At 67.8% G+C, this 19,119-nt stretch carries 17 protein-coding genes; 8 read left to right on the top strand and 9 right to left on the bottom strand.

Going from position 1 to position 19,119, the window contains the following annotated elements:
- The first annotated feature begins 180 nt into the window (after positions 1–180).
- From mtnA to CH42_RS03570, 6 genes are all read left to right on the top strand, one after another.
- Positions 181–1,224 carry an S-methyl-5-thioribose-1-phosphate isomerase gene (gene mtnA / locus CH42_RS03595; RefSeq protein WP_053352043.1) on the top strand — a complete coding sequence of 348 codons (1,044 nt, stop codon included), beginning with the start codon at positions 181–183 and terminating at the stop codon, positions 1,222–1,224.
- Between the two features lie 38 nt (positions 1,225–1,262).
- A complete protein-coding gene (locus CH42_RS03590) occupies positions 1,263–2,318 on the top strand; it encodes a BMP family ABC transporter substrate-binding protein (RefSeq protein WP_053351837.1) in 1,056 nt (351 codons plus the stop codon).
- A 123-nt stretch (positions 2,319–2,441) separates the two neighbouring features.
- Positions 2,442–4,043 carry an ABC transporter ATP-binding protein gene (locus CH42_RS03585; RefSeq protein ID WP_053351836.1) on the top strand — a complete coding sequence of 534 codons (1,602 nt, stop codon included), beginning with the start codon at positions 2,442–2,444 and terminating at the stop codon, positions 4,041–4,043.
- Positions 4,040–5,317 (top strand): ABC transporter permease, encoded by a 1,278-nt coding sequence (locus tag CH42_RS03580; RefSeq protein WP_075205224.1) that lies wholly within the window; start codon positions 4,040–4,042, stop codon positions 5,315–5,317. Before CH42_RS03585 ends, CH42_RS03580 begins: the two co-directional genes overlap by 4 nt.
- Positions 5,314–6,228, top strand: coding sequence for an ABC transporter permease (locus tag CH42_RS03575; RefSeq protein ID WP_053351835.1), 915 nt, complete (start codon positions 5,314–5,316; stop codon positions 6,226–6,228). Before CH42_RS03580 ends, CH42_RS03575 begins: the two co-directional genes overlap by 4 nt.
- Positions 6,228–6,695 (top strand): cupin domain-containing protein, encoded by a 468-nt coding sequence (locus CH42_RS03570; protein WP_053352042.1) that lies wholly within the window; start codon positions 6,228–6,230, stop codon positions 6,693–6,695. Before CH42_RS03575 ends, CH42_RS03570 begins: the two co-directional genes overlap by 1 nt.
- Here the strand turns inward: CH42_RS03570 and CH42_RS03565 are convergent.
- The 5 genes from CH42_RS03565 to CH42_RS03545 form a co-directional block, all read right to left on the bottom strand.
- A complete protein-coding gene (locus tag CH42_RS03565) occupies positions 6,673–7,725 on the bottom strand; it encodes a CPBP family intramembrane glutamic endopeptidase (RefSeq protein ID WP_075205223.1) in 1,053 nt (350 codons plus the stop codon). The genes CH42_RS03570 and CH42_RS03565 overlap by 23 nt on opposite strands.
- Positions 7,718–8,878 (bottom strand): DUF1648 domain-containing protein, encoded by a 1,161-nt coding sequence (locus tag CH42_RS03560; RefSeq protein WP_053351834.1) that lies wholly within the window; start codon positions 8,876–8,878, stop codon positions 7,718–7,720. The genes CH42_RS03565 and CH42_RS03560 overlap by 8 nt, the downstream gene beginning before the upstream one ends.
- A complete protein-coding gene (locus CH42_RS03555; protein WP_075205222.1) occupies positions 8,875–9,312 on the bottom strand; it encodes a GntR family transcriptional regulator in 438 nt (145 codons plus the stop codon). Before CH42_RS03555 ends, CH42_RS03560 begins: the two co-directional genes overlap by 4 nt.
- A gap of 203 nt (positions 9,313–9,515) precedes the next feature.
- Complete coding sequence (locus CH42_RS03550; protein WP_053351833.1) at positions 9,516–10,679, bottom strand: acyl-CoA dehydrogenase family protein; 1,164 nt, start codon at positions 10,677–10,679, stop codon at positions 9,516–9,518.
- Positions 10,680–10,752: 73 nt separating this feature from the next.
- Positions 10,753–11,985, bottom strand: a complete 1,233-nt coding sequence (locus CH42_RS03545) for a CaiB/BaiF CoA transferase family protein (protein ID WP_075205236.1) — start codon at positions 11,983–11,985, stop codon at positions 10,753–10,755.
- 139 nt (positions 11,986–12,124) lie between these two features.
- Between CH42_RS03545 and CH42_RS03540 the strand changes: the two genes are divergently transcribed.
- Positions 12,125–13,708, top strand: a complete 1,584-nt coding sequence (locus CH42_RS03540) for a PucR family transcriptional regulator (protein WP_053351832.1) — start codon at positions 12,125–12,127, stop codon at positions 13,706–13,708.
- Positions 13,709–13,744: 36 nt separating this feature from the next.
- Here the strand turns inward: CH42_RS03540 and CH42_RS16325 are convergent, their stop codons facing one another.
- The 4 genes from CH42_RS16325 to CH42_RS03525 form a co-directional block, all read right to left on the bottom strand.
- Positions 13,745–13,927, bottom strand: a complete 183-nt coding sequence (locus CH42_RS16325) for a hypothetical protein (protein ID WP_156316552.1) — start codon at positions 13,925–13,927, stop codon at positions 13,745–13,747.
- An 86-nt stretch (positions 13,928–14,013) separates the two neighbouring features.
- Complete coding sequence (locus tag CH42_RS03535) at positions 14,014–14,652, bottom strand: hypothetical protein (RefSeq protein ID WP_053351831.1); 639 nt, start codon at positions 14,650–14,652, stop codon at positions 14,014–14,016.
- 26 nt (positions 14,653–14,678) lie between these two features.
- Complete coding sequence (locus CH42_RS03530) at positions 14,679–15,197, bottom strand: amino-acid N-acetyltransferase (RefSeq protein ID WP_053351830.1); 519 nt, start codon at positions 15,195–15,197, stop codon at positions 14,679–14,681.
- 207 nt (positions 15,198–15,404) lie between these two features.
- On the bottom strand, positions 15,405–17,930 hold the full coding sequence (locus tag CH42_RS03525) for an ATP-dependent Clp protease ATP-binding subunit (protein ID WP_053351829.1): 2,526 nt from the start codon (positions 17,928–17,930) through the stop codon (positions 15,405–15,407).
- A 210-nt stretch (positions 17,931–18,140) separates the two neighbouring features.
- Between CH42_RS03525 and CH42_RS03520 the strand changes: the two genes are divergently transcribed.
- A complete protein-coding gene (locus tag CH42_RS03520; RefSeq protein WP_053352040.1) occupies positions 18,141–19,025 on the top strand; it encodes a MurR/RpiR family transcriptional regulator in 885 nt (294 codons plus the stop codon).
- Positions 19,026–19,119: the final 94 nt, after the last annotated feature.

Below are 19,119 nucleotides of genomic sequence, written 5' to 3'. Positions count from 1 at the left end.
CGTGTCGCGTATGTCAACGAATCGCGTCAGGGCACTGAATCGAGCGTGATTGTGGGAGTTCCACAGCGGGTGCTGCATGGCCCCGCCGTCGGGTATTCTGATGGCTGCGATACCGCAGTCTGGGGTGGGGACCTCTGCACCTCCCTCTCGGCGAATCCCGTCACGAATAAGGAGCACCGCTTGCGCACGATCGACTGGGTCGACGGAGCCATCGAACTCATTGATCAGACGCTCCTCCCCCAGCGGGTCGAGATGCGTCGCATCACCGAGCTTCCGGAGCTGATCGACGACATCCAGCGGCTCGCGGTGCGTGGCGCCCCGGCACTCGGCGTCGCCGGCGCACTCGGCGTCGCCCTCATCGCCGCGAGCGTGGCCGCCGAGCACGGCGACGACGAGCTCGATCGCGACGAGGTGCGTCGCCAGGCGCTGATCCTGCGCGAAGCGCGCCCCACAGCGGTCAACCTCTCGTGGGGCGTCGATCGCGCGTTGACGAAGCTCGATGCCGGCGCCGAGGCGATCCTCGCCGAAGCGCTGCTGATCCGCGATGAAGACATTGCGGCGTGCATCTCGATGGGCCTGCGCGGCGCTGATCTGACGCGCGAGCTCACCGGGAAGGATCGCGTGCGCGTCATGACCATCTGCAACACGGGCAGCCTCGCCACCGTCGAGCGCGGCACGGCGCTCGGCGTGATCCAGACACTGCTCGAGCAGGGCTCCCTCGAGGAGGCCTTCCCGCTCGAAACCCGCCCCCTGCTGCAGGGTGCACGCCTCACCGCCTGGGAACTGCAGCGCATGGAGGCACCCTTCCGGCTCCTGATCGACTCGGCCGGCCCGTTCCTACTCTCGCGCGGGATCGCCGACGCCGTGTTCATCGGCGCCGACCGCATCGCGGCGAACGGTGACTCCGCCAATAAAATCGGTTCATTCTCCCTCGCACTCGCGGCGCAGCACGCCGGCGTGCCGTTCATCGTCGTCGCCCCCGAATCGACCATCGACATGCGCACCGCGAGCGGCGCCGACATCGAGATCGAGGATCGCGGGGTCGACGAGGTTGCCGGTTTCGGCGGCGTGCGCACGGCCCCCGACGGTATCGGAGCGGTGAACCCCGCATTCGATGTGACGCCCCACGAGCTCATCACGGCCATCGTGACGGAACGACGGGTGATCCTGCCCGGCCGTGGCGAGTCCCCCGGCAGTGTGTCGCTCGAAGCGCTGCGCTCGTAAGCTCTATCCCATCCCCCTTCCGTTCGAAAGGAACACCCATGTTCTTCACCCAGCGCCGCGTTCGTGCGGCTCTCGTCGCGGGCGCGGCTTCGGCCGCCCTGCTGCTCACCGCATGCTCCGGTGGCGGCGGTTCGTCCGCTGATGAAGCGGCCAGCGACGGCCCCAACTTCATCTACATCACGAGCGACCCGATCGGCCAGAACGAGTTTCTGAAGTCGGGCAAGGTCGGCATCGAGTCGGTCGCGAAGACCTTCGAGGGCACCTCGACGACGTACGAGTCGAAGGATGACGCGACCCGTCGCTCGAACCTCGAGACCGCGATCGCCAAGGCACCCGAGGTCGTCGTGATGCTCGGCTTCCAGTTCGGCGACGTTGCCAAGGAGCTCGCCGAGCAGAACCCGCAGCAGAAGTTCCTCCTCATCGACACCTTCGTCGACGGCGCACCCGAGAACCTCTACCAGGCGACCTTCCGTGAGCAGGAGCCCTCGTACCTCCTCGGCGTCGAGGCCGGTCTCCTGACGCAGGCCAACAAGGTCGGCTCAGTCATCTCGGTCGACAACGATCTGCTCAAGAAGTACTCGGACGGCTTCGCCGAGGGCGCCAAGAGCGTCAACCCCGACGTGGACGCCGTGGCTCCGCAGGTCATCGGTGGCGACAACCCATTCGCCGATCCGGCACGCGGCAAGGAGCAGGCACTCGCCTTCGCAGCAACCGGTGTCGATCAGGTGTTCGCCGTCGGCGCTGCATCGAACGGCGGCATCATCGAGGCCGCGGCCGAGAAGGGCTTCTCGACCTACGGCGTCGACGCGAACCAGTGCCCGATCGCTCCCGGCTCCGTCGTCGACGGCACCGTGAAGTCGGTCAACAAGGTCATCGAGACCGTCGTCGGCGAAATCGAGGACGGCACCAGCTCGAAGGATGCGACGACCTCGTTCGGCCTCAAGGAAGAGGGCATGACGATCGTCAGCCTCACCGATGACGCCGCGGATTCGCAGTGCACCGTCGTCGAGAACACCGAGGTGCTCGACAAGGTCAAGCAGACGCGCGACGACATCGTCTCGGGCAAGATCAAGGTCACCGACCCCCTCGCCTAAGCACCCCCTCCGCCGGTCGATCGAGCGCAGCGGAGTCGGCACCCGACGCAGTAGCCTGGGTGTCGACTCCCTGCGCTCGCTCGATTGGCGAGTTCCGTTCACAACCCGTCAGAAGGAGCGAGCATGGTCGCCGAAGTCTCGATGCGCGGCATCACCAAGCGTTTCCCCGGTGTGCTCGCCGACGACAATGTCGACTTCGAGGTCGAATCCGGCGAGATCCATGCGCTCATGGGCGAGAACGGCGCCGGCAAGTCGATTCTGATGTCGCAGCTCGCGGGCGTCTACCAGCCCGACGAGGGCGAAATCTACGTTCGTGGTGCGCGTCGCACCCTCTCCTCCCCCCTCGACGCCATCGATGCCGGCATCGGCATGGTGTTCCAGTCGTTCAAGCTCTTCCCGTCGCTCACGATCGCCGAGAACGTGGTGTTTCGCAGCGAGCCCACGAAGCGCGGGCTCATCGACCGACAGGCGGCGAACCGCAAAGTCGCGGAGATCGCAGAAAAGTACGGCCTGTCGCTCGACCCCACCGCCCGCGTCGACTCAGTGCCCGTCGGCGTGCTCCAGCGCGTCGAGATCGTGAAAGCGCTCTACCGTGAAGCCCGCGTGCTGATTCTCGACGAGCCCACCGCGGTGCTCACCCCGCAAGAAACCGAGCGCCTCTTCGAGGTGCTGCGCGCGCTCAAGGCCGACGGTCGCACCATCATTCTCATCACGCACAAGCTCGGCGAGGTCATGGCGATCTCTGACCGCGTCACTGTGCTCCGCGACGGGCGCAACGTTGCGCAGCTCGTCACCGCCGAGAGCTCGCCCGCAGAGATCACGCGGCACATGACCGGGCGCGACGTCGATCTTTCGACGCCGCCACCCGCCCACGATCCTGGTGACGTCGTCCTCGATGTCACCGAACTCACCGTTCCGGGTTCTGGCGAACGCGACGCGGTCAGCGCGGCGAGCCTCTTCGTGCGCCGCGGCGAGGTCGTCGGCATCGCCGGCGTGGCCGGCAACGGTCAAGTCGAGCTCGCCGAGGCCGTCATCGGCATGCGCAAGGCGACCTCGGGTTCGGTATCGGTCGCGGATCGCGATCTCAGTGGAGCCTCGATCGCGCAGCGACGCGACGGCGGCATCGCGTATATTCCAGAAGATCGGCACGCCGTCGGCAGTGCGGGCTCCGCAGACGCGATCGACAACCTCGCGCTCGGCCACCACCGCAGCGCCCCGATTCTCAACGGCGGGCTCCTCTCTCGCGCTGCCATGCTCGAGCACGCGAAGCGACTCATCAGTCGCTTCGGGGTGAAGATCGCCGGGCCCTCGACGCCCGTCGGCACGCTCTCCGGCGGCAACCTGCAGAAGGTCGTCGTCGCTCGCGAGCTCGACTACGGCTCGCCCGTGCTCATCGCCGAACAGCCGACGCGAGGCGTCGATATCGGCGCGATCGAGTCCATTCATCGCGAGCTCTGCGAGTATCGCGATGGCGGCGGCGCACTGCTGCTCATCTCTGCCGAACTCAGCGAGATTCTGTCGCTGTCTTCGCGCATCCTCGTGATGTTCGAGGGCCGCGTCGTCGCCGAGGTGCCGAAAGCAGAGGCCACCGAGGCCCTGCTGGGTCTGTACATGGCCGGCCACGAGCCCGAAGAACGGCACCGCCCCGGCGCATTTGCCGCCTTGCGCGCCGACTCCGGCACGGCATCCGCAACCGCTTCCGATCAGAATGGGGTCGCCCGATGAACGTCGCTCGCAAGGCCGGGAGCTGGCTTGCCGGGCCGATCCCGGTGTCGGTCGTGCTGGCACTGCTCATCGGCGCCTGCTTCATGCTCATCGCGGGCGTCGACCCGCTGAGCGGCTACGCCGCGATGGTCAACGGCTCATTCGGGTCAGGTGTGGGGCTCGCCAACACGCTCGCCCGCGCCGTGCCGATCATCGGTATCGGCATCGCGATCGCCGTGGCGTTCCGTGCCGGCGTGCTCAATCTCGGCACCGAGGGTCAAGCCGGTCTCGGCGCCCTCGCCGGCGGCATCGTCGCCATCTACCTGCCCGGCCCGGCGTTCCTGGTCGTGCCGCTGGCCTTCATCGTCGCGATCGCCGTCGGCGCACTCTGGGGGCTTATCTCGGCCCTGCTGCAGAATCTGCTCGGGGTCCCGATTCTGCTCTCGACGCTGCTGCTGAACTACCCGGCGCGCTACTTCTCGTCATGGTTGATCCGATTCCAGCTCAAGGACCCGAGCACCGATCAGGTAGCTTCGCAGCAGCTGCGCCCCGAGGTGCAGCTCAACATGATCGTTCCGCGCGACTCCGGCCTCGCCGAGTCACTCCGCAATTCACTGGGCCCAACGAGCCCGATCACGGCCGTGCTCACCGGCGTGAACTGGTCACTCGTCATCATGATCATCGTCGTCATCGCGGCAATCTTCGTCAACCGCCGCACGCGGTACGGCTTCGAAGCCGGTCTCAGCGGTCAGAATGCCGAGTTCGTGCGCTACGGCGGCGTCAAGCCCGGCCCGCTGGTCACCCGCACCATGGCACTCTCGGGCGGTATCGCCGGCATGTTCGGGCTCATGCTGATCATCGGCGCCCCGAGCACTCGCCTCATCGAGGGGTACTTCGTACAGACGAACTTCGCGTGGACCGCGCTGCTGGTCACCCTGCTCGCCCTGTACCGCCCCATCGGCATCGTTATCGCGGGCCTGTTCTTCGCCGCCATCATGGTGGGCAGCGACGCGATGGGTCGCGAGCTCGGGCTGTCACCGCAGATCGCGGCGGTCATCCAGGCGCTCGTCATCATCCTGCTCGCGTTCCGCGTCGCACTCCCCCGCTTCCGGAAGCGCGGCGGGACGGCCCCCGCGAAAGACGGTCCACCGCTCGACGGCCCGCCGCTCGCCGAATCGGCGCTCGCAGCCCCGCATGCTCCCGTTCCCGGCGCCGCCGACACGGCCGCCGCCACTACTTCCGCAACCGCTCCCGCGACGACGGAGCCCGCTGAGACCCAGGAGTCGGCACGATGAATCTGCTGGAACTCTTCGACCAAGACCTGATCGGCTCAGTGCTGCGCTCCCTCATCCCGATTCTGCTCGCCGCCCTGGGTGGCATGCTCGCGGAGCGCGCCGGCATCTTCAACATCGGCCTCGAGGGCATGCTGCTCGTCGGTGCATTCTCCGCCGTCGCGGCGTCGTACTTCGCGCACAGTTGGATCGTGGGCACCATCGTCGCCATGCTCGCGGGGGCGCTCTTCTCGCTGATCCTCGGCTACGGAGCGGTGTATCGCAAGGGCGATCCGATCGTGCTCGCCGTCGCGATGAACATCCTCGCCGTCGGCGTGACCAGCTTCCTGCTCGTCGCGATCTTCGACGTGCAGGGCGTGTTCCAGAACCCGGGTATCGTCGGCATTCCGGTCTGGCGCATCCCCGTGCTGGCCGACATCCCCTGGATCGGTGTGCTCTTCTCGCTCACCCCGCTGGGCTACCTCGCGCTCCTCCTCGTGCCGACCCTGTGGATCGTGCTCTTCCGCACCCCGCTCGGCCTGCGTCTGCGCGGCGTCGGGGAGCGTCCGCTCGCCGCCGCGACGATGGGCGTCGACCCGCAGCGCTACCAACTCGGCGCGGTACTCGCCTCGGGCGCCCTCGCAGGCCTCGGTGGCGCGCAGCTCGCACTCGGCAACGTCGTGCAGTTCACCGAGAACATGTCGGCGGGGCGCGGCTGGATCGCGGTGGTCGCCGTCATGCTCGCCCGCGCGCACCCGGTCGGCGTGCTCGGTGCCGCGCTGCTCTTCGGCTTCGCCGATGCCATCGGCTTCCGTCTGCAATCGTTCGGTCTGCCGCAGCAGCTCACCGATGCCGGCCCGTATGTGGTCACCCTCATCGTGCTGATCCTGCTGAGCAAGCGCTTCCGCAAGACCCGCGAAGCCGCACTCGCGTGATGCAGCTTCCCGCTGAAGCTGCGCGGTGGGTGTATCACCTCCAGCTCGAACCCCTCGAGCACGAGGGTGGATTGTTCCGTCGCATGCACCTGGACGAGCACTCCAGCGCGATCTACTACCTGCTGGCAGACCCCGACTTCTCAGCGCTGCACGCGCTCGCGTCGGTCGAGGTGTACCACTGGTACGCCGGTGACCCGCTGCGACTGCTCCTGCTGCACCCCGACGGGCGCAGTGAAGAGCGCATCCTCGGGCCAGATCGCGAAGCGGGGCAGCTGCCGCAAGCCGTCGTCGCACCCGGCGTCATGCAGGGTTCCTCGTCACTCGGCTCCTGGAGCCTCGTCGGCACCACGATGTCGCCCCCGTTCGAGTGGAACGGCTTCGAACTCGGAGAGCGCCAGGAGCTGCAGCGCCGCTACCCCGAGGCGGCGCAGCGCATCGCAGAGCTCACGCGCCCCGCGTCGGCGTAGTCGTCTCGGGCATCGCCTCTGGCTGGGTAGGCTGCCACACCGCCTTCGGACGCTTCGGTGCCAGCTCGGGCTGGCGATCCTGACCGAACTGCCCGGTGAGCACGAGCACCAGCAAGATCACCGCGAGCACCAGCCACCCCGCGACCCCGAGCGGCATCACGAGCACCGGGTCGACGGGGGCGCCGGCTGCCGCAAGCATCGCGGCCATGCCCGCCGACGCGTTCAGAGCGGCGTGACCGAACACGGCGGGCCACACCGATCCGGTGCGTAGGCGCGTCCACCCGAGTAGCGCACCCCAGAACACGCACCCAATCACCATAAGTGCGACGCCGCGCCAGTCGAGCAGCCCGAAATTGTAACCCAGCAGAATCACCGGCGAGTGCCACAGGCCCCAGAGCGCACCGCTGACCGCCAGCGCCGGCCAGGTGCCGAGCGGCCGCAATGCAGGGAGTAGCCAGCCGCGCCAGCCGAGCTCCTCCCCCAGAGCGAACACGGCGTTGATCGGGGCGAGCAACGGAATCGTGATGATCTGCAGCCAGACGAGCAGTCCGATCGGCGGCAGGCTCTGGCGAGCGATCTCAGCGGTGTCGGGGCTCACCGATGCGAGCTGTTGATCGAGCAGCTCTGCGTAACCGGAGTAGTGCACGAGATCGAGCCGCACCCACCCAAAGAGGGCGGCGACGCCAATGGTGGCGAGCGTGATGACGGGCGGTGCGAAGAGCGCCGCAACGACGAACCAGACCACCCGTTTCGCCGGGCGCAGCGGCCAGATGCCGAGCAGGCGCAGGCGTTCACCACGTGGTGCGCGGGCGATGAACACCGCCGCGAGGGCGCCGATCGTCGGCGTGAACATCATCGCGGCTGCAAGGGCTGTGAAGAGGAGTGCATAGCCCGGTTCGCTCGCGTCCTTGACCCAGAGCGGCAGCGCGACGAGCCAGGCGAGCCCGAACGACACGACGACGAAGAGCGCGAGCGCACCCCAGGGCACACGGGCGAAGCGGTCGGGGCGGTGTGCGAGCGGATCAGTCATGTTCGGGGCTCCCGGTCGAGTCGGTGACGGCGTGCAGGTGCGGCGGTTCCGCGGGTTCGGATTCGGATGTCGCGGCGTGCGCAGCGGCCGCAAGGAGCGCGGCCCCCGTCTCGGCATCGTCGACGCTGATGCCGATCATCGAGCCCGATCGGCGGTGCACCACCAACCCCGTCCCGGCGCGCATCACGATGCCGAGACGTCCGGGAGCCCAACGCAGCCCCCATCCGCCGAAGTCTGCGAGTGGCGCGATCGGCGCCGCGGCGACCGACTCGACGTCGGCCGCAGATACCCGGAAAACCGGCCAGCTGAGCGCCGAGCGCGCCTCCAGTCCGTTCGCGTCAATCCGCACCCGGAACCACGCGGTGCACAAAGTCAGCAGAATGACGAGTACCGCGATGCCCGCGTTCATCCACCAGAGGGCATCCCCGAGTGTCCACACCCACACCGCTGCTGCGACGCAGATCGCACTGGCCGCACCGACGACCCCGAGAAACAGCGGAGACGGACGCACATCGCGCACCCACACTGCGCGCTCTGTCTCCGAGAGCGAGAGTGGTTCGACGCCGAAGAGGTCGGGGGCGGCGATACGCACGCTCGGCTGCACGAACCACGCGGCCAGTGTGACGACCGCCCACACCCCGAACCCGACGCCGACCGCGGCATCGACCCCCGGCGCGTCGTGCGCGTCGTGCAGGTCGAGCTGCACGGCGACGGAGAACAGCAGGAGACTTTCCAAGAACACCACGGTGCCAAGACCGAACGCGGTCAGGAATCGTTGATTGCCGGACCATCGGGGAAGCGCACCGCGGCGCCCACCGAAACGAACGATTGCCCAGAACAGCACGGGGATCCCGAATCCAAGCCCCGCGTTCGTCGCGGGGAACGACCAGGCCGCACCGAACCCGTCGGGTCCGGTTCCACCCGACCAGTGCGTTGCCGCCGGGTCGGGCAACCGCGGCAGCCACGCCAGCATGACGAGCGTCGTCACCACCGTGAGCGCAAGGGGTACGACCAGGCCTACCCAGAGCGCGGCCGTGAGGGCGCGCCGCAGGTCGCGCGCATCATCGGGGCTGAAGGCGGGCACGGCGAGGGCATGGTGTGCATCGTTCGGGATCACCGGGCGCAAGTAGCGGTCTTCCGCTCGAGGAGTCATGCCGCGACCTCCGCATTGCCGTCGCCCGGGTCAGCCAACAGGGACGCCGGCCCAGGCGTCTGCGACTCCGCGTCAGACTTCGGCCCCGACTCCGACCGTGCGATTAACGCCGCCAGTGTGTCGGCCGAGATGCCGACCGTCGCCGCGCGGCTTACCAGTGCGGCGATCTCGCCGGCGAGGTCGGAAATGGCTCCCGCCGCGGCAGTGACGACGGCTCCGCGACGGCGGCGCAGGTCGATGATGCCTTCGTCGCGCAGCTGCTGGTAGGCGCGGAGCACGGTGTGCACATTGATACCGAGCCCGATCGCGAGGGTGCGTGCTGGTGGCAGCGTCTCGCCCGGGTACACCCTGCCCGCGGCGATCTCGCCGCGCACTCCGTCGGCGATCTGCGCGTAGATCGCTCGCTCGCTCGCCTCGTCGACCCTGATCAACATGCGCGACTCCCCTCGTCCATCAATAACTCTATATCAAATAGAACTATTCATGCACGAGTGCGTACGAGTTTTCCGTGGTGTCGGCCCGGCGCGACGCGGCTCAGTCCCACCCCGGGCACACAGCGGAAGATCTGCAGCCAGAGGAATCGCGTTAAGCGAATCGGCTCCTCTGAGTGCAGATCTTCCGTTGAATGGCCGTTCGACTAGAACGCGGCGATACCGGTGAGTTCGCGCCCGATCACGAGCTGATGCACCTCGTCCGTCCCCTCGTAGGTGCGCACCGACTCGAGGTTCGCCATGTGGCGCATGACCGGGAACTCTGACGTGATGCCGTCGCCCCCCAGAATGGAGCGCGCGGTGCCCGCGATCTTGATCGCCTCGCGCACGTTGTTCAGCTTGCCGACCGAGATCTGCCCGTAGGTGAGCGTGCCGGCGTCTTTCAACCGCCCGAGGTGCAGCGCGAGCAGCAGCCCCTTCTGGTACTCGAGGAACATGTCGGCGAGCTTCGCCTGGATGATCTGCTTGCCGCCGATCGGCGCGCCAAACACCTCGCGGGTCTGCGAGCGCTCGACCGCGACCTCGAGGCACGAGCGGGCCGCGCCCATGACCCCCCAGGCGATGCCGTACCGCGCCTCGTTCAGGCACTTGAACGGCGACGACAGCCCCTTCGAGCCGGGCAGGATCGCATCCGCAGGCAGGCGAACGTCGTCGAGCACGATCTCGGTCTGCAGCGATGCGCGCATCGACAGCTTGTTCTCAATGGCGGTGGCCTGGAAGCCGGGGGTGTCGGTCGGCACGATGAAGCCGCGCACGATCCCCTCCTCGTCTTTCGCCCAGATCACGCCGAGCGTTGCGACCGTTGCGAGGCCGATCCAGCGCTTCTTGCCGTTGAGCACCCACGTGTCGCCCTCGCGGCGCGCGGTGGTGAGCATGGTGTTGGGATCCGAACCCCCCTGCGGCTCGGTGAGCCCGAAGAACCCGATGGCTTCGCCGCGCCCCATCGGCGGCAACCAGCGCTGCTTCTGCTCCTCGGAGCCGAACTTGTAGATCGCACCCATCGCGAGCGAACCCTGCACCGACAGCGCGGTGCGGAACCCCGAGTCGACGGCTTCGAACTCCATGGCGACCAGGCCGTAGGCCACCGACGAGGCACCCTTCAGCCCGTATCCGTCGAGGTACATGCCGAACGCCCCGAACTCGCCGACCTCGGGCAGCAGCTCGACCGGCAGGCGCCGGTCTTCGAATGCCTGGTCGATGATCGGCTGAATGCGCGTCTGAGCGAATTCGCGCGCTTTCAGCTGCCACTCGCGTTCTTCCTCGGTGACGAAGTCGGCGACGTCGAACAGCTGGTCGATGGTGGTGGTCATGATGCTCCTCGAGTGGTGCAGGTGGTGCGGAAGATGTGCAGGGGTGGGCTGGCGCGGAATCCGTTGGCTGCGTTCAGCGCGGCAGCCAGGCGGCGTCCTGGTGCTCGCCGATCCCGGGCGGCGGAACCTGGTACTGCGCGGGAGTCGCGGAGAACGAGATCGGGGTCGCCACCGAGCGCAGCGTCTGCATGGTGCCGTCTTCGGCGCGCGCTGCGGTTTCGGCGACCGGCTCGAGCCCGAGTTCTCCGGCGAGTTCGAGTGCCTGCGCGATCGAGTTCACGCGACCTGCGGGGATGTTCGCCGCGGTGCAGGCGTCGATCCATTCGGCGGCGGATCGCGCGGCCAGTGCACGCTCGATCGCCGCCCGCAGCTCGACCCGATGGGCGACTCGCTGCGGGTTCGTCGCGAATCGCTCGTCGTTCGCGAGTTCGTCGATGCCGAGCACCGCGCAGAGCCGGGCGAACTGCCCATCAGTACCCACCGCGAGCGCGATCGACTGGTCGGCAGCGCGGAAGGTTTCATACGGAGCGATCGACGGGTGCGCGTTGCCCATGCGTTCAGGGGCAACCCCGGTTTCGAGCGTCGACGACGCCTGATTGGCGAGCGCCGAGAGCAGCGACCCGAGCAGCGTCACCTTGACGTGCTGACCCTGACCGGCGACGGGTGATCCCGCATCGTCGCGTGCACGCAGCGCGGCCTGAATGCCGATCACGGAGTTGAGCCCGGTGAGGATGTCGACGAGCGCGACGCCGACCTTCGTGGGTTCGCCGCCGTTGGCATCGGCTTGACCGGTGATGCTCATGAGCCCGCCGACCGCTTGGACGAGCAAGTCGTATCCGGGGAGGTCGCGGCCCGCGGTGTCGCCGAAGCCCGAGATTGAACAGTAGACGAGGCCGGGGTTGGCCGCGGCGAGCTCGGCGTAGCCCAGCCCGAACTTCTCCATGGTGCCGGGCTTGAAGTTCTCGATGACGACGTCGGCGCTCAGTGCGAGTTCGCGGGCTCGGGCGAGACCCTCCGCGTCACGCAGGTCGCAGACGACGGAGCGCTTGCCGCGGTTGACGCCCGCGAAGTAGGTGCTCTGACCGACCGCGTTCACCGGGGGGCGCCACTGCCGGGTGCCGTCTCCCTCGGGGCTCTCGATCTTGATGACGTCGGCGCCGAGGTCGGCGAGAATCATCGTGGCGTGCGGGCCTGCGAGCACACGTGAGAAGTCGGCGACGCGGATGCCCCGCAATGCGCCGCCCACCGGCTGCTTGGCGGGCGCAGCGGGCTGCGGCTCGGCGGGGTGCTGCGGCAGGCCGGTCATCGGAAACTCCTCGTCATCGATCGCGGCCGAACTCGACGGCCGGCGCGGTGCATCTCTCGCCAGTGTATGTGCCGTCACTGAACACTCGGCGCGCCAGAGTGCCCACTGGCCGATTGATGGACTGTGCAAGAATCGCACCATGGTTGCACTCTCCCAGTTGCTCGCCCTCCCCGACCTCGGGCTTCGACTCGTGCAGGCGGGTGCCGGAGATCCGGAGATCTCCTGGGTATCGAACACGGAACTGCTCGATCTGGGCGCCTATCTCGAGGGCGGAGAGATCATTCTCACGACGGGCCTCGCGCTCGGTGCCGATGACCCGAGGTGGCGCGATTTCGTCGCCGGACTCAGCCGAGCCCGGATCGCCGGAATCGGGTTCGGTGTGGGCATCGCGCACGATGCCGTTCCGGCAGCGCTCGTGCGGGCCGCGAGCGCGTATCGCGTTGCGCTCTTCGAAGTGCCGTTGCCCGTGCCGTTCATCGCGGTGAGCAAGGCCCTGGCCGGCCTGCTGCGCGCAGATGAGCTCGAAGCGGCACGCGACGCGCTGCAGACCCAGCGGCAGTTACTCGAGGGCGCCCGCAGCGAGCAGGAACCCGCGCAGGTGCTGGCGCGTCTCGCCCAGTCGACGGGCAAGCACTTCGCAGTGCTGACCTCCGACGGGGCGACATTGGCGAGCACCGCCGGTTTCGCTGCCGCACTGGATCCTGCACGCGCGGCGCGGCGCGGCGGCGATGCTCAGGCGGCCAAGGTTTTCGCAGGCGACGTCGAATTGATCGATCTCGACGCATCCGGCGGACACCGGCTCGCGCTCGCCGGCGGTGCGGCGTTATCGCCCGAGGGGCGATCGATCGTCGCCGCCGGCGCCATGGTGCTCGGGCTGGCGCTGAGCAGTGATCGCGCAGATGCCGAGCGCGAGCGCGAGCGCTGGGAGCGCGCGGCGGACGCAGCACTGCGGGGGCGCCCGCTCGACCCGATGCTCACGGTGCTCGCTCCCGAACTCCCAGCGCCCGAGCGCGTTCGCGTGGTGGCGGTGCAGGGTGCCGCTGAAGACGTTGCGCAGTGGCACCGATCCGCACGTTCAGGCATTGATCGGCTGATCGCACGTGATTCGGCCGACGCCCCGGCCGCCGGAGTCGCGCGTGCATGGCAGATCGTCGCCGATGACGAGGCCGGCATACAGGTCGCATTGGAGCGTGCCGCTGCGCTCAACCTGGACGCGGTGGTGGGCAGAGGCGCAGACGCGAGCGCGGCCTCACTGAGTCGGCGCTCGGCCGCAGCCCGCCTCGGGGCGCTCTCTCCGACGGCGCCGCTGTACGAATCCCCCCGCGTACCCGTGGTGCTCTGGGCGGACCGCGATACTCCTCTGCTCGACCTCATGCTCGAACTGCACGACCCGACTGCCGTGGGCGGCGTCGATGCTGCGCAACGCAGCCTGACTGCCGCAGTGCTCCGCACACTCTCGCTGCGGCGTTCGAATGCGGCGGGTGATCAGTCGACCGACGAGGTCAGCGAAATCGATCGGGCGGCACTTCGCGAAACGCTCTACGCCGTGTTCGCCTCAGACGGCCAGCGCGGGCCAGCGTCAGTCGCGCTGGGTATTCACCGCAACACGCTGCGTGACCGCATTGCGCGCATCGAACGGATCACCGGCCGGTCGCTCGGCGACCCCGATGACCGCGCGGAGCTCTGGTTCGCGCTCCGCGTCGAAGATGCGTTCGCGGGGTAGCGGCGCTCGCCCCACGAACGATCCAATGCAGACTACTTAGACAGCAGGGGCCTCGGGCACGGCGGGTGCCTCGGGGTGGGGCTCGTGCAGAGCATGCAATACGCCACGCATGTCTCCATGGAGTAGGTCGTCGATAAGTTCGTCGACCGCGACGGCTTCATTCGTGCCCTCGGTGATCTCCACCTTGAGCCCGTTGCTGGGTACATGATTTCTGGTCATGCCTCACAGTACTCCCGCGAAGCTGAAAGTGGCACCTATTTGCGGTACGGCGATGCGCCTCGGGTTTCCCGGGCGTGTCCCGCCGATCAGTACAGGAGGAACTGTGCGGTTCCGGTGCCCTGCACGCCCCCGGCAGCCGCACGCAGGTGGTACGACGCACCCTCTGCCGACACCGCATCGCGGGTGATATCGCAGGTTTCGGTGCTCGAACGCGTGCGGTCCCAGGCGATCGCCTCGCTCTCGATTGCTTTGCCGGGGTCGAGGATCACCGCGAGGTGCTCAGGGTTCTTCTGGCAGTCGGCGGATCGCCACACCTCGTCAGCCCCGCTCGCCACAACTAACTGCAGCTCTGCGCTGCCCAGGTCGGCCGAACAGGCGGCTTCACCGGTGTTCTCCACCGTTAGCGAGAGCTGCGGCTCCTCCCCTGCGGCGTATTCGCTCTTATCGGTCGTCGGAGTGACCGCGAGCTGCCCGGTCGCACATACGGGTACTTCGCCGTCGTCGGTCTCGTCGTCATCGGGGGCGTCAGCGCCCGCCAAATCTTTGGGCACCGAGACCTGGCTCGCATCTTGCGCGCCCCCCGTCGACCCGGGCCGCACGATGATCAGCACGATCACCGCGACGATCGCGAGAAACACGGCCAGCACAATGAGGCGTCGGCGAATGAACACCCGGCGGTCAGGGGTCTGCGGCGCGTTTCCGCCAGGCTCTCGGGTGGTCGACATGGCGCCAGCGTATCCGCAGCGAAGGGTCAGAGGTGCTTGAGCATGCGCGTGTTGCCGAGCGTGTTCGGCTTCACACGGGCAAGGTCCAGGAACTCGGCGACGCCCTCATCGCTCGAACGCAGCAGCTCGGCGTACACCTCGCCCGCCACGAGCTCCGTGTTTTCGCCCACCTTCGAGAAGCCGTGCTTCGTGAAGAAGTCGACCTCGAAGGTGAGGCAGAACAGCTGGGCGAGACCGAGATCGCGGGCGCGCGCTTCCAGAGCGGTGAGCAAGCGGTGGCCGACGCCCGAGCCGAGTAGCTGCTCCGAGACTCCGAGCGTGCGCACCTCGCCGAGCTGATCCCACATCACATGCACGGCACCGTAGCCGACCACGGCATTGGTCTCATCGACCGCCACGAGAAACTCGGGCACGGCCGCGTACAGATCGACGAGGTCTTTGCCGAGCAGAATACGTCGGGCAACGAGGGGCTCCATCAGTGCGACCATGTGCGGCACGTCTCCGGTGCGCGCACTCCGGATGCTGATCTGCGGAGCTGAATTCATCCCATCAGTCTAGGCGGGTCGACCACAAACACCGATTCAACGAAACACATACAGGAGCGGGAGATTACTGTATGCGTTTCGTTAAATCGGTGCCTCAGGCACGAGTGCCCGTAGGCCCGCGCGGGCACGAGCTCGCAGAACCGCGGGCACCCAGACGCGCCTGAGGGCCCCGCTGCAGTGCAGCGGGGCCCTCAGGCGATCAGCACCTTACTCGGTGGTGCCGGGAGTCGCAGCCGTCGACGCGACGGCTGCGGCCGACGATGCCGAGGCAGCGCTCGGGTCGCGGTCGGCGCGAGCCTCGGTCTCGAACGTGAACTGACCGTCCACGAAGTCGACCTTCACCAGGTCGCCGGCCAGCAGCTCGGCGCTCAGGATGCGCTCGGACAGGCGATCCTCGATCTCGCGCTGCATCGCACGGCGCAGCGGACGCGCACCCAGCGTGGGGTCGTACCCGACGTCGGCGAGGCGCTCGCGTGCCGGCTGCGAGATCTCGATGTGCATGTCGCGATCGAGCAGGCGGTCTTTCAGCTGCTTCACGAAGAGGTCGACGATCTGCAGCAGCTCCGGCTTGGTGAGCTGCGGGAACACGATCGTGTCGTCGACGCGATTCAGGAACTCGGGCTTGAAGTGCTTCTTCAGCTCTTCGTTCACCTTGCCCTTCATCATGTCGTAGCCGACCGACGAGTCGCCCTCGATCTGGAAGCCCACGGGGCCACCGGCGATGGCCGTCGAACCGAGGTTCGTCGTCATGATGATGACCGTGTTCTTGAAGTCGATCACGCGGCCCTGGCCGTCGGTGAGACGCCCCTCTTCAAGGATCTGCAGCAGCGAGTTGAAGATGTCGGGGTGGGCCTTCTCGATCTCGTCGAAGAGCACGACCGAGAATGGCTTGCGACGCACCTTCTCCGTGAGCTGGCCGCCCTCTTCGAAGCCGACGAACCCGGGAGGCGCACCGAAGAGGCGCGACACGGTGTGCTTCTCGCCGTACTCCGACATGTCGAGCGAGATCAGCGCGTCTTCATCGTCGAACAGGAACTCCGCGAGCGCCTTGGCGAGCTCGGTCTTGCCGACGCCGGTGGGGCCGGCGAAGATGAACGAGCCCGAGGGGCGCTTCGGATCCTTGAGGCCCGCGCGCTGACGACGGATGGTCTTGGCGAGTGCCGAGATGGCCTCGTTCTGACCGATGACGCGCTGGTGCAGCGCCTCTTCCATGAAGCGAAGACGCGAGGTCTCCTCTTCCGTCAGCTTGAAGACGGGGATGCCGGTGGCCTGCGCGAGCACCTCGGCGATCAGCCCCTCGTCAACCTCGGCCTTCGTCGCGACGTCGCCCGAGCGCCACTGCTTCTCGAGGCGCAGACGCTCCGCGATCAGCTTCTTCTCTTCGTCGCGCTTGTTCGCGGCGGCTTCGAAGTCTTGCCCCTCGATCGCCTGCTCCTTCTCGGCGCGGACGACGGCGATCTTCTCGTCGAACTCGCGCAGCTCGGGCGGGCTCGACAGGATCGAAAGGCGCAGGCGTGCACCGGCCTCGTCGATCAGGTCGATGGCCTTGTCTGGCAGGAAGCGATCTTGCACGTAGCGGTCGGCCAGGTTCACCGCGGCGACGATGGCGCCGTCGGTGATGGAGACCTTGTGGTGCGCCTCGTAGCGATCGCGCAGCCCCTTGAGGATGTTGATCGAGTGCGGCAGCGACGGCTCGGCGACCTGGATCGACTGGAAGCGGCGCTCGAGGGCCGCGTCTTTCTCGAAGTGCTTGCGGTACTCGTCGAGCGTGGTCGCACCGATGGTCTGCAGCTCACCGCGTGCGAGCATCGGCTTCAGGATGTTCGCCGCGTCGATCGCACCCTCGGCCGCACCCGCGCCAACGAGCGTGTGGATCTCGTCGATAAAGATGATGATGTCGCCGCGGTTGCGGATCTCCTTGGTGACCTTCTTCAGGCGCTCCTCGAAGTCGCCGCGGTACCGGCTGCCCGCGATCATCGAGCCGAGGTCGAGCACGTAGACCTGCTTGTCCTTCAGCGTCTCAGGCACTTCGCCCTTGATGATCGCCTGTGCGAGGCCCTCGACGACGGCGGTCTTGCCGACGCCGGGCTCGCCGATCAGCACCGGGTTGTTCTTCGAGCGACGCGAGAGGATCTGCATGACCCGCTCGACCTCTTTCTCGCGGCCGATGACCGGGTCGAGCTTGCCCTCGCGCGCGGCCTGGGTCAGGTTGCGACCGAACTGGTCGAGCACTTGCGAGCCCTTGGACTCGCCACCCGTCTCGGGCGCACCGACGGTCGCGCTCTCTTTGCCGGCCTGGTAGCCGGAGAGCAGCTGGATTACGGTCTGGCGCACGCGGTTCAGGTCGGCGCCGAGCTTCACGAGCACCTGGGCGGCGACGCCCTCACCCTCGCGGATCAGGCCGAGCAGGATGTGCTCGGTGCCGATGTAGTTGTGGCCGAGCTGCAGCGCCTCGCGCAGGCTCAACTCGAGCACCTTCTTCGCGCGCGGCGTGAAGGGGATGTGGCCGGCCGGCGGCTGCTGCCCGGTGCCGATGATGTCGGTCACCTGCGCGCGCACGGCATCGAGCGAGATCTCGAGCTGCTCGAGCGCCTTGGCCGCCACGCCCTCACCCTCGTGGATGAGGCCGAGCAGAATGTGCTCGGTGCCGATGTAGTTGTGGTTGAGCATCTTCGCCTCTTCCTGGGCGAGCACCACGACCCGGCGAGCACGATCAGTGAATCTCTCGAACATCTCCTACCTCCTTGCGACGCCATAGCACGGGAGTGGCGCCGCCGATGTGAACAGGCTACGTGGTGATGCGGGATCGCGGGGCCGTGTTCGCCGCAGGCGTGACACGCAGCGTCTCGCCGATGCTCGGCAGGTGCGGGCGTGCCGACGGCCGCCGTCGATTCGCCACGCTCCGGTCACCTCGCGTTCACCGGCTCCGCCTACCGTGTTCGCATGCCCGCACCGGATCTCGACGCACGTTCCGACGACTCCATCACCGCGACCGCACTCCCGTCGGGGTCCGCGCTCGCGGTGATCCGCGCGCTCGCCGGCGGCCTCGGCCCGAGCGAGGGGGCTGTTGCGCGAGTGATGCTGGAGCGGGCGGCGGAGGTGCCTCAGTGGTCGACGCAGGAGCTCGCGGTCGCCGCGGGCACGTCGACGGCGACGGTGATCCGGGCCTGCCAGAGACTCGGGTTCCGTGGGTTTCAGCATGTTCGCCTCGAGCTCGCCCGGGAGTCCGCACCGGCCGCGTCGCACGAGGCTCCCGCAGGCGACGTCGTCGATCGGGTGTTCGAGAGCGCCCGGGTCGCGCTGCTCGTCGGCCAGCAGACGGTCGACCGAGCGGCACTGACCCGCGCAGCGGATGCGCTCGCCGGCGCCCGCCGGGTTGTGTGCACGGCGAACGGGTTCTCGGCGCCGCCGCTTCAAGATGCGGCGATGCGGTTCTCAACGGTCGGGCGACCGGTCGAAGCACCGCTCGACATCCTCGCGCAGCAGTTCGCCGCGCACAGCGTGACCGACGACGACGTCTGCCTTGCGCTCAGCCATTCGGGTGCGAACGCGCACACGCTCGCCACGGTGCGCGCGGCGCGGCGCCGCGGTGCGTGCATCATCACCGTGGGCAGCTACGCGCGTTCTCCCCTCGCCGACCTGGCGGATGTCGCGCTCTGCACCGGCGCTGTCGGCACCGAGCACGCGGTGGATCCGTTCTTCAGCCGGCTCGGTCACTCCGTGCTGCTGCAAGCACTCGTTGCCGAGGTCGCCCTGCGCACCGACCCCTCCGACACGCTCGAGATGCGCGAAGTCGTGGCCGACGCCCTCGCCGAAACCACCGCGTAAATCCTCACTGATCAGGGCATCTCGCGAGGTTCTCGCGACCGTCACGCGCAGGCTCCCCGCTGTTCATGAACGCGACACCCGGCCCCGAGATGCT

It is taken from the genome of Leucobacter musarum subsp. musarum (assembly GCF_001273845.1).
GTDB lineage: Bacteria > Actinomycetota > Actinomycetes > Actinomycetales > Microbacteriaceae > Leucobacter > Leucobacter musarum.
The sequence above is the reverse complement of the archived record's forward strand: the minus strand, read 5'-3'. Positions and strand labels throughout refer to the sequence as shown.

Bases quoted from the DNA above. Each gene is read 5' to 3' on its own strand.
- CH42_RS03590 (WP_053351837.1), top strand. From the start codon at position 1,263: ATGTTCTTCACCCAGCGCCGCGTTCGTGCGGCTCTCGTCGCGGGCGCG.
- CH42_RS03585 (WP_053351836.1), top strand. From the start codon at position 2,442: ATGGTCGCCGAAGTCTCGATGCGCGGCATCACCAAGCGTTTCCCCGGT.
- CH42_RS03580 (WP_075205224.1), top strand. From the start codon at position 4,040: ATGAACGTCGCTCGCAAGGCCGGGAGCTGGCTTGCCGGGCCGATCCCG.
- CH42_RS03575 (WP_053351835.1), top strand. From the start codon at position 5,314: ATGAATCTGCTGGAACTCTTCGACCAAGACCTGATCGGCTCAGTGCTG.
- CH42_RS03570 (WP_053352042.1), top strand. From the start codon at position 6,228: ATGCAGCTTCCCGCTGAAGCTGCGCGGTGGGTGTATCACCTCCAGCTC.
- CH42_RS03565 (WP_075205223.1), bottom strand. From the start codon at position 7,725: ATGACTGATCCGCTCGCACACCGCCCCGACCGCTTCGCCCGTGTGCCC.
- CH42_RS03560 (WP_053351834.1), bottom strand. From the start codon at position 8,878: ATGACTCCTCGAGCGGAAGACCGCTACTTGCGCCCGGTGATCCCGAAC.
- CH42_RS03555 (WP_075205222.1), bottom strand. From the start codon at position 9,312: ATGTTGATCAGGGTCGACGAGGCGAGCGAGCGAGCGATCTACGCGCAG.
- CH42_RS03550 (WP_053351833.1), bottom strand. From the start codon at position 10,679: ATGACCACCACCATCGACCAGCTGTTCGACGTCGCCGACTTCGTCACC.
- CH42_RS03545 (WP_075205236.1), bottom strand. From the start codon at position 11,985: ATGACCGGCCTGCCGCAGCACCCCGCCGAGCCGCAGCCCGCTGCGCCC.
- CH42_RS03540 (WP_053351832.1), top strand. From the start codon at position 12,125: ATGGTTGCACTCTCCCAGTTGCTCGCCCTCCCCGACCTCGGGCTTCGA.
- CH42_RS16325 (WP_156316552.1), bottom strand. From the start codon at position 13,927: ATGACCAGAAATCATGTACCCAGCAACGGGCTCAAGGTGGAGATCACC.
- CH42_RS03535 (WP_053351831.1), bottom strand. From the start codon at position 14,652: ATGTCGACCACCCGAGAGCCTGGCGGAAACGCGCCGCAGACCCCTGAC.
- CH42_RS03530 (WP_053351830.1), bottom strand. From the start codon at position 15,197: ATGAATTCAGCTCCGCAGATCAGCATCCGGAGTGCGCGCACCGGAGAC.
- CH42_RS03525 (WP_053351829.1), bottom strand. From the start codon at position 17,930: ATGTTCGAGAGATTCACTGATCGTGCTCGCCGGGTCGTGGTGCTCGCC.
- CH42_RS03520 (WP_053352040.1), top strand. From the start codon at position 18,141: ATGCCCGCACCGGATCTCGACGCACGTTCCGACGACTCCATCACCGCG.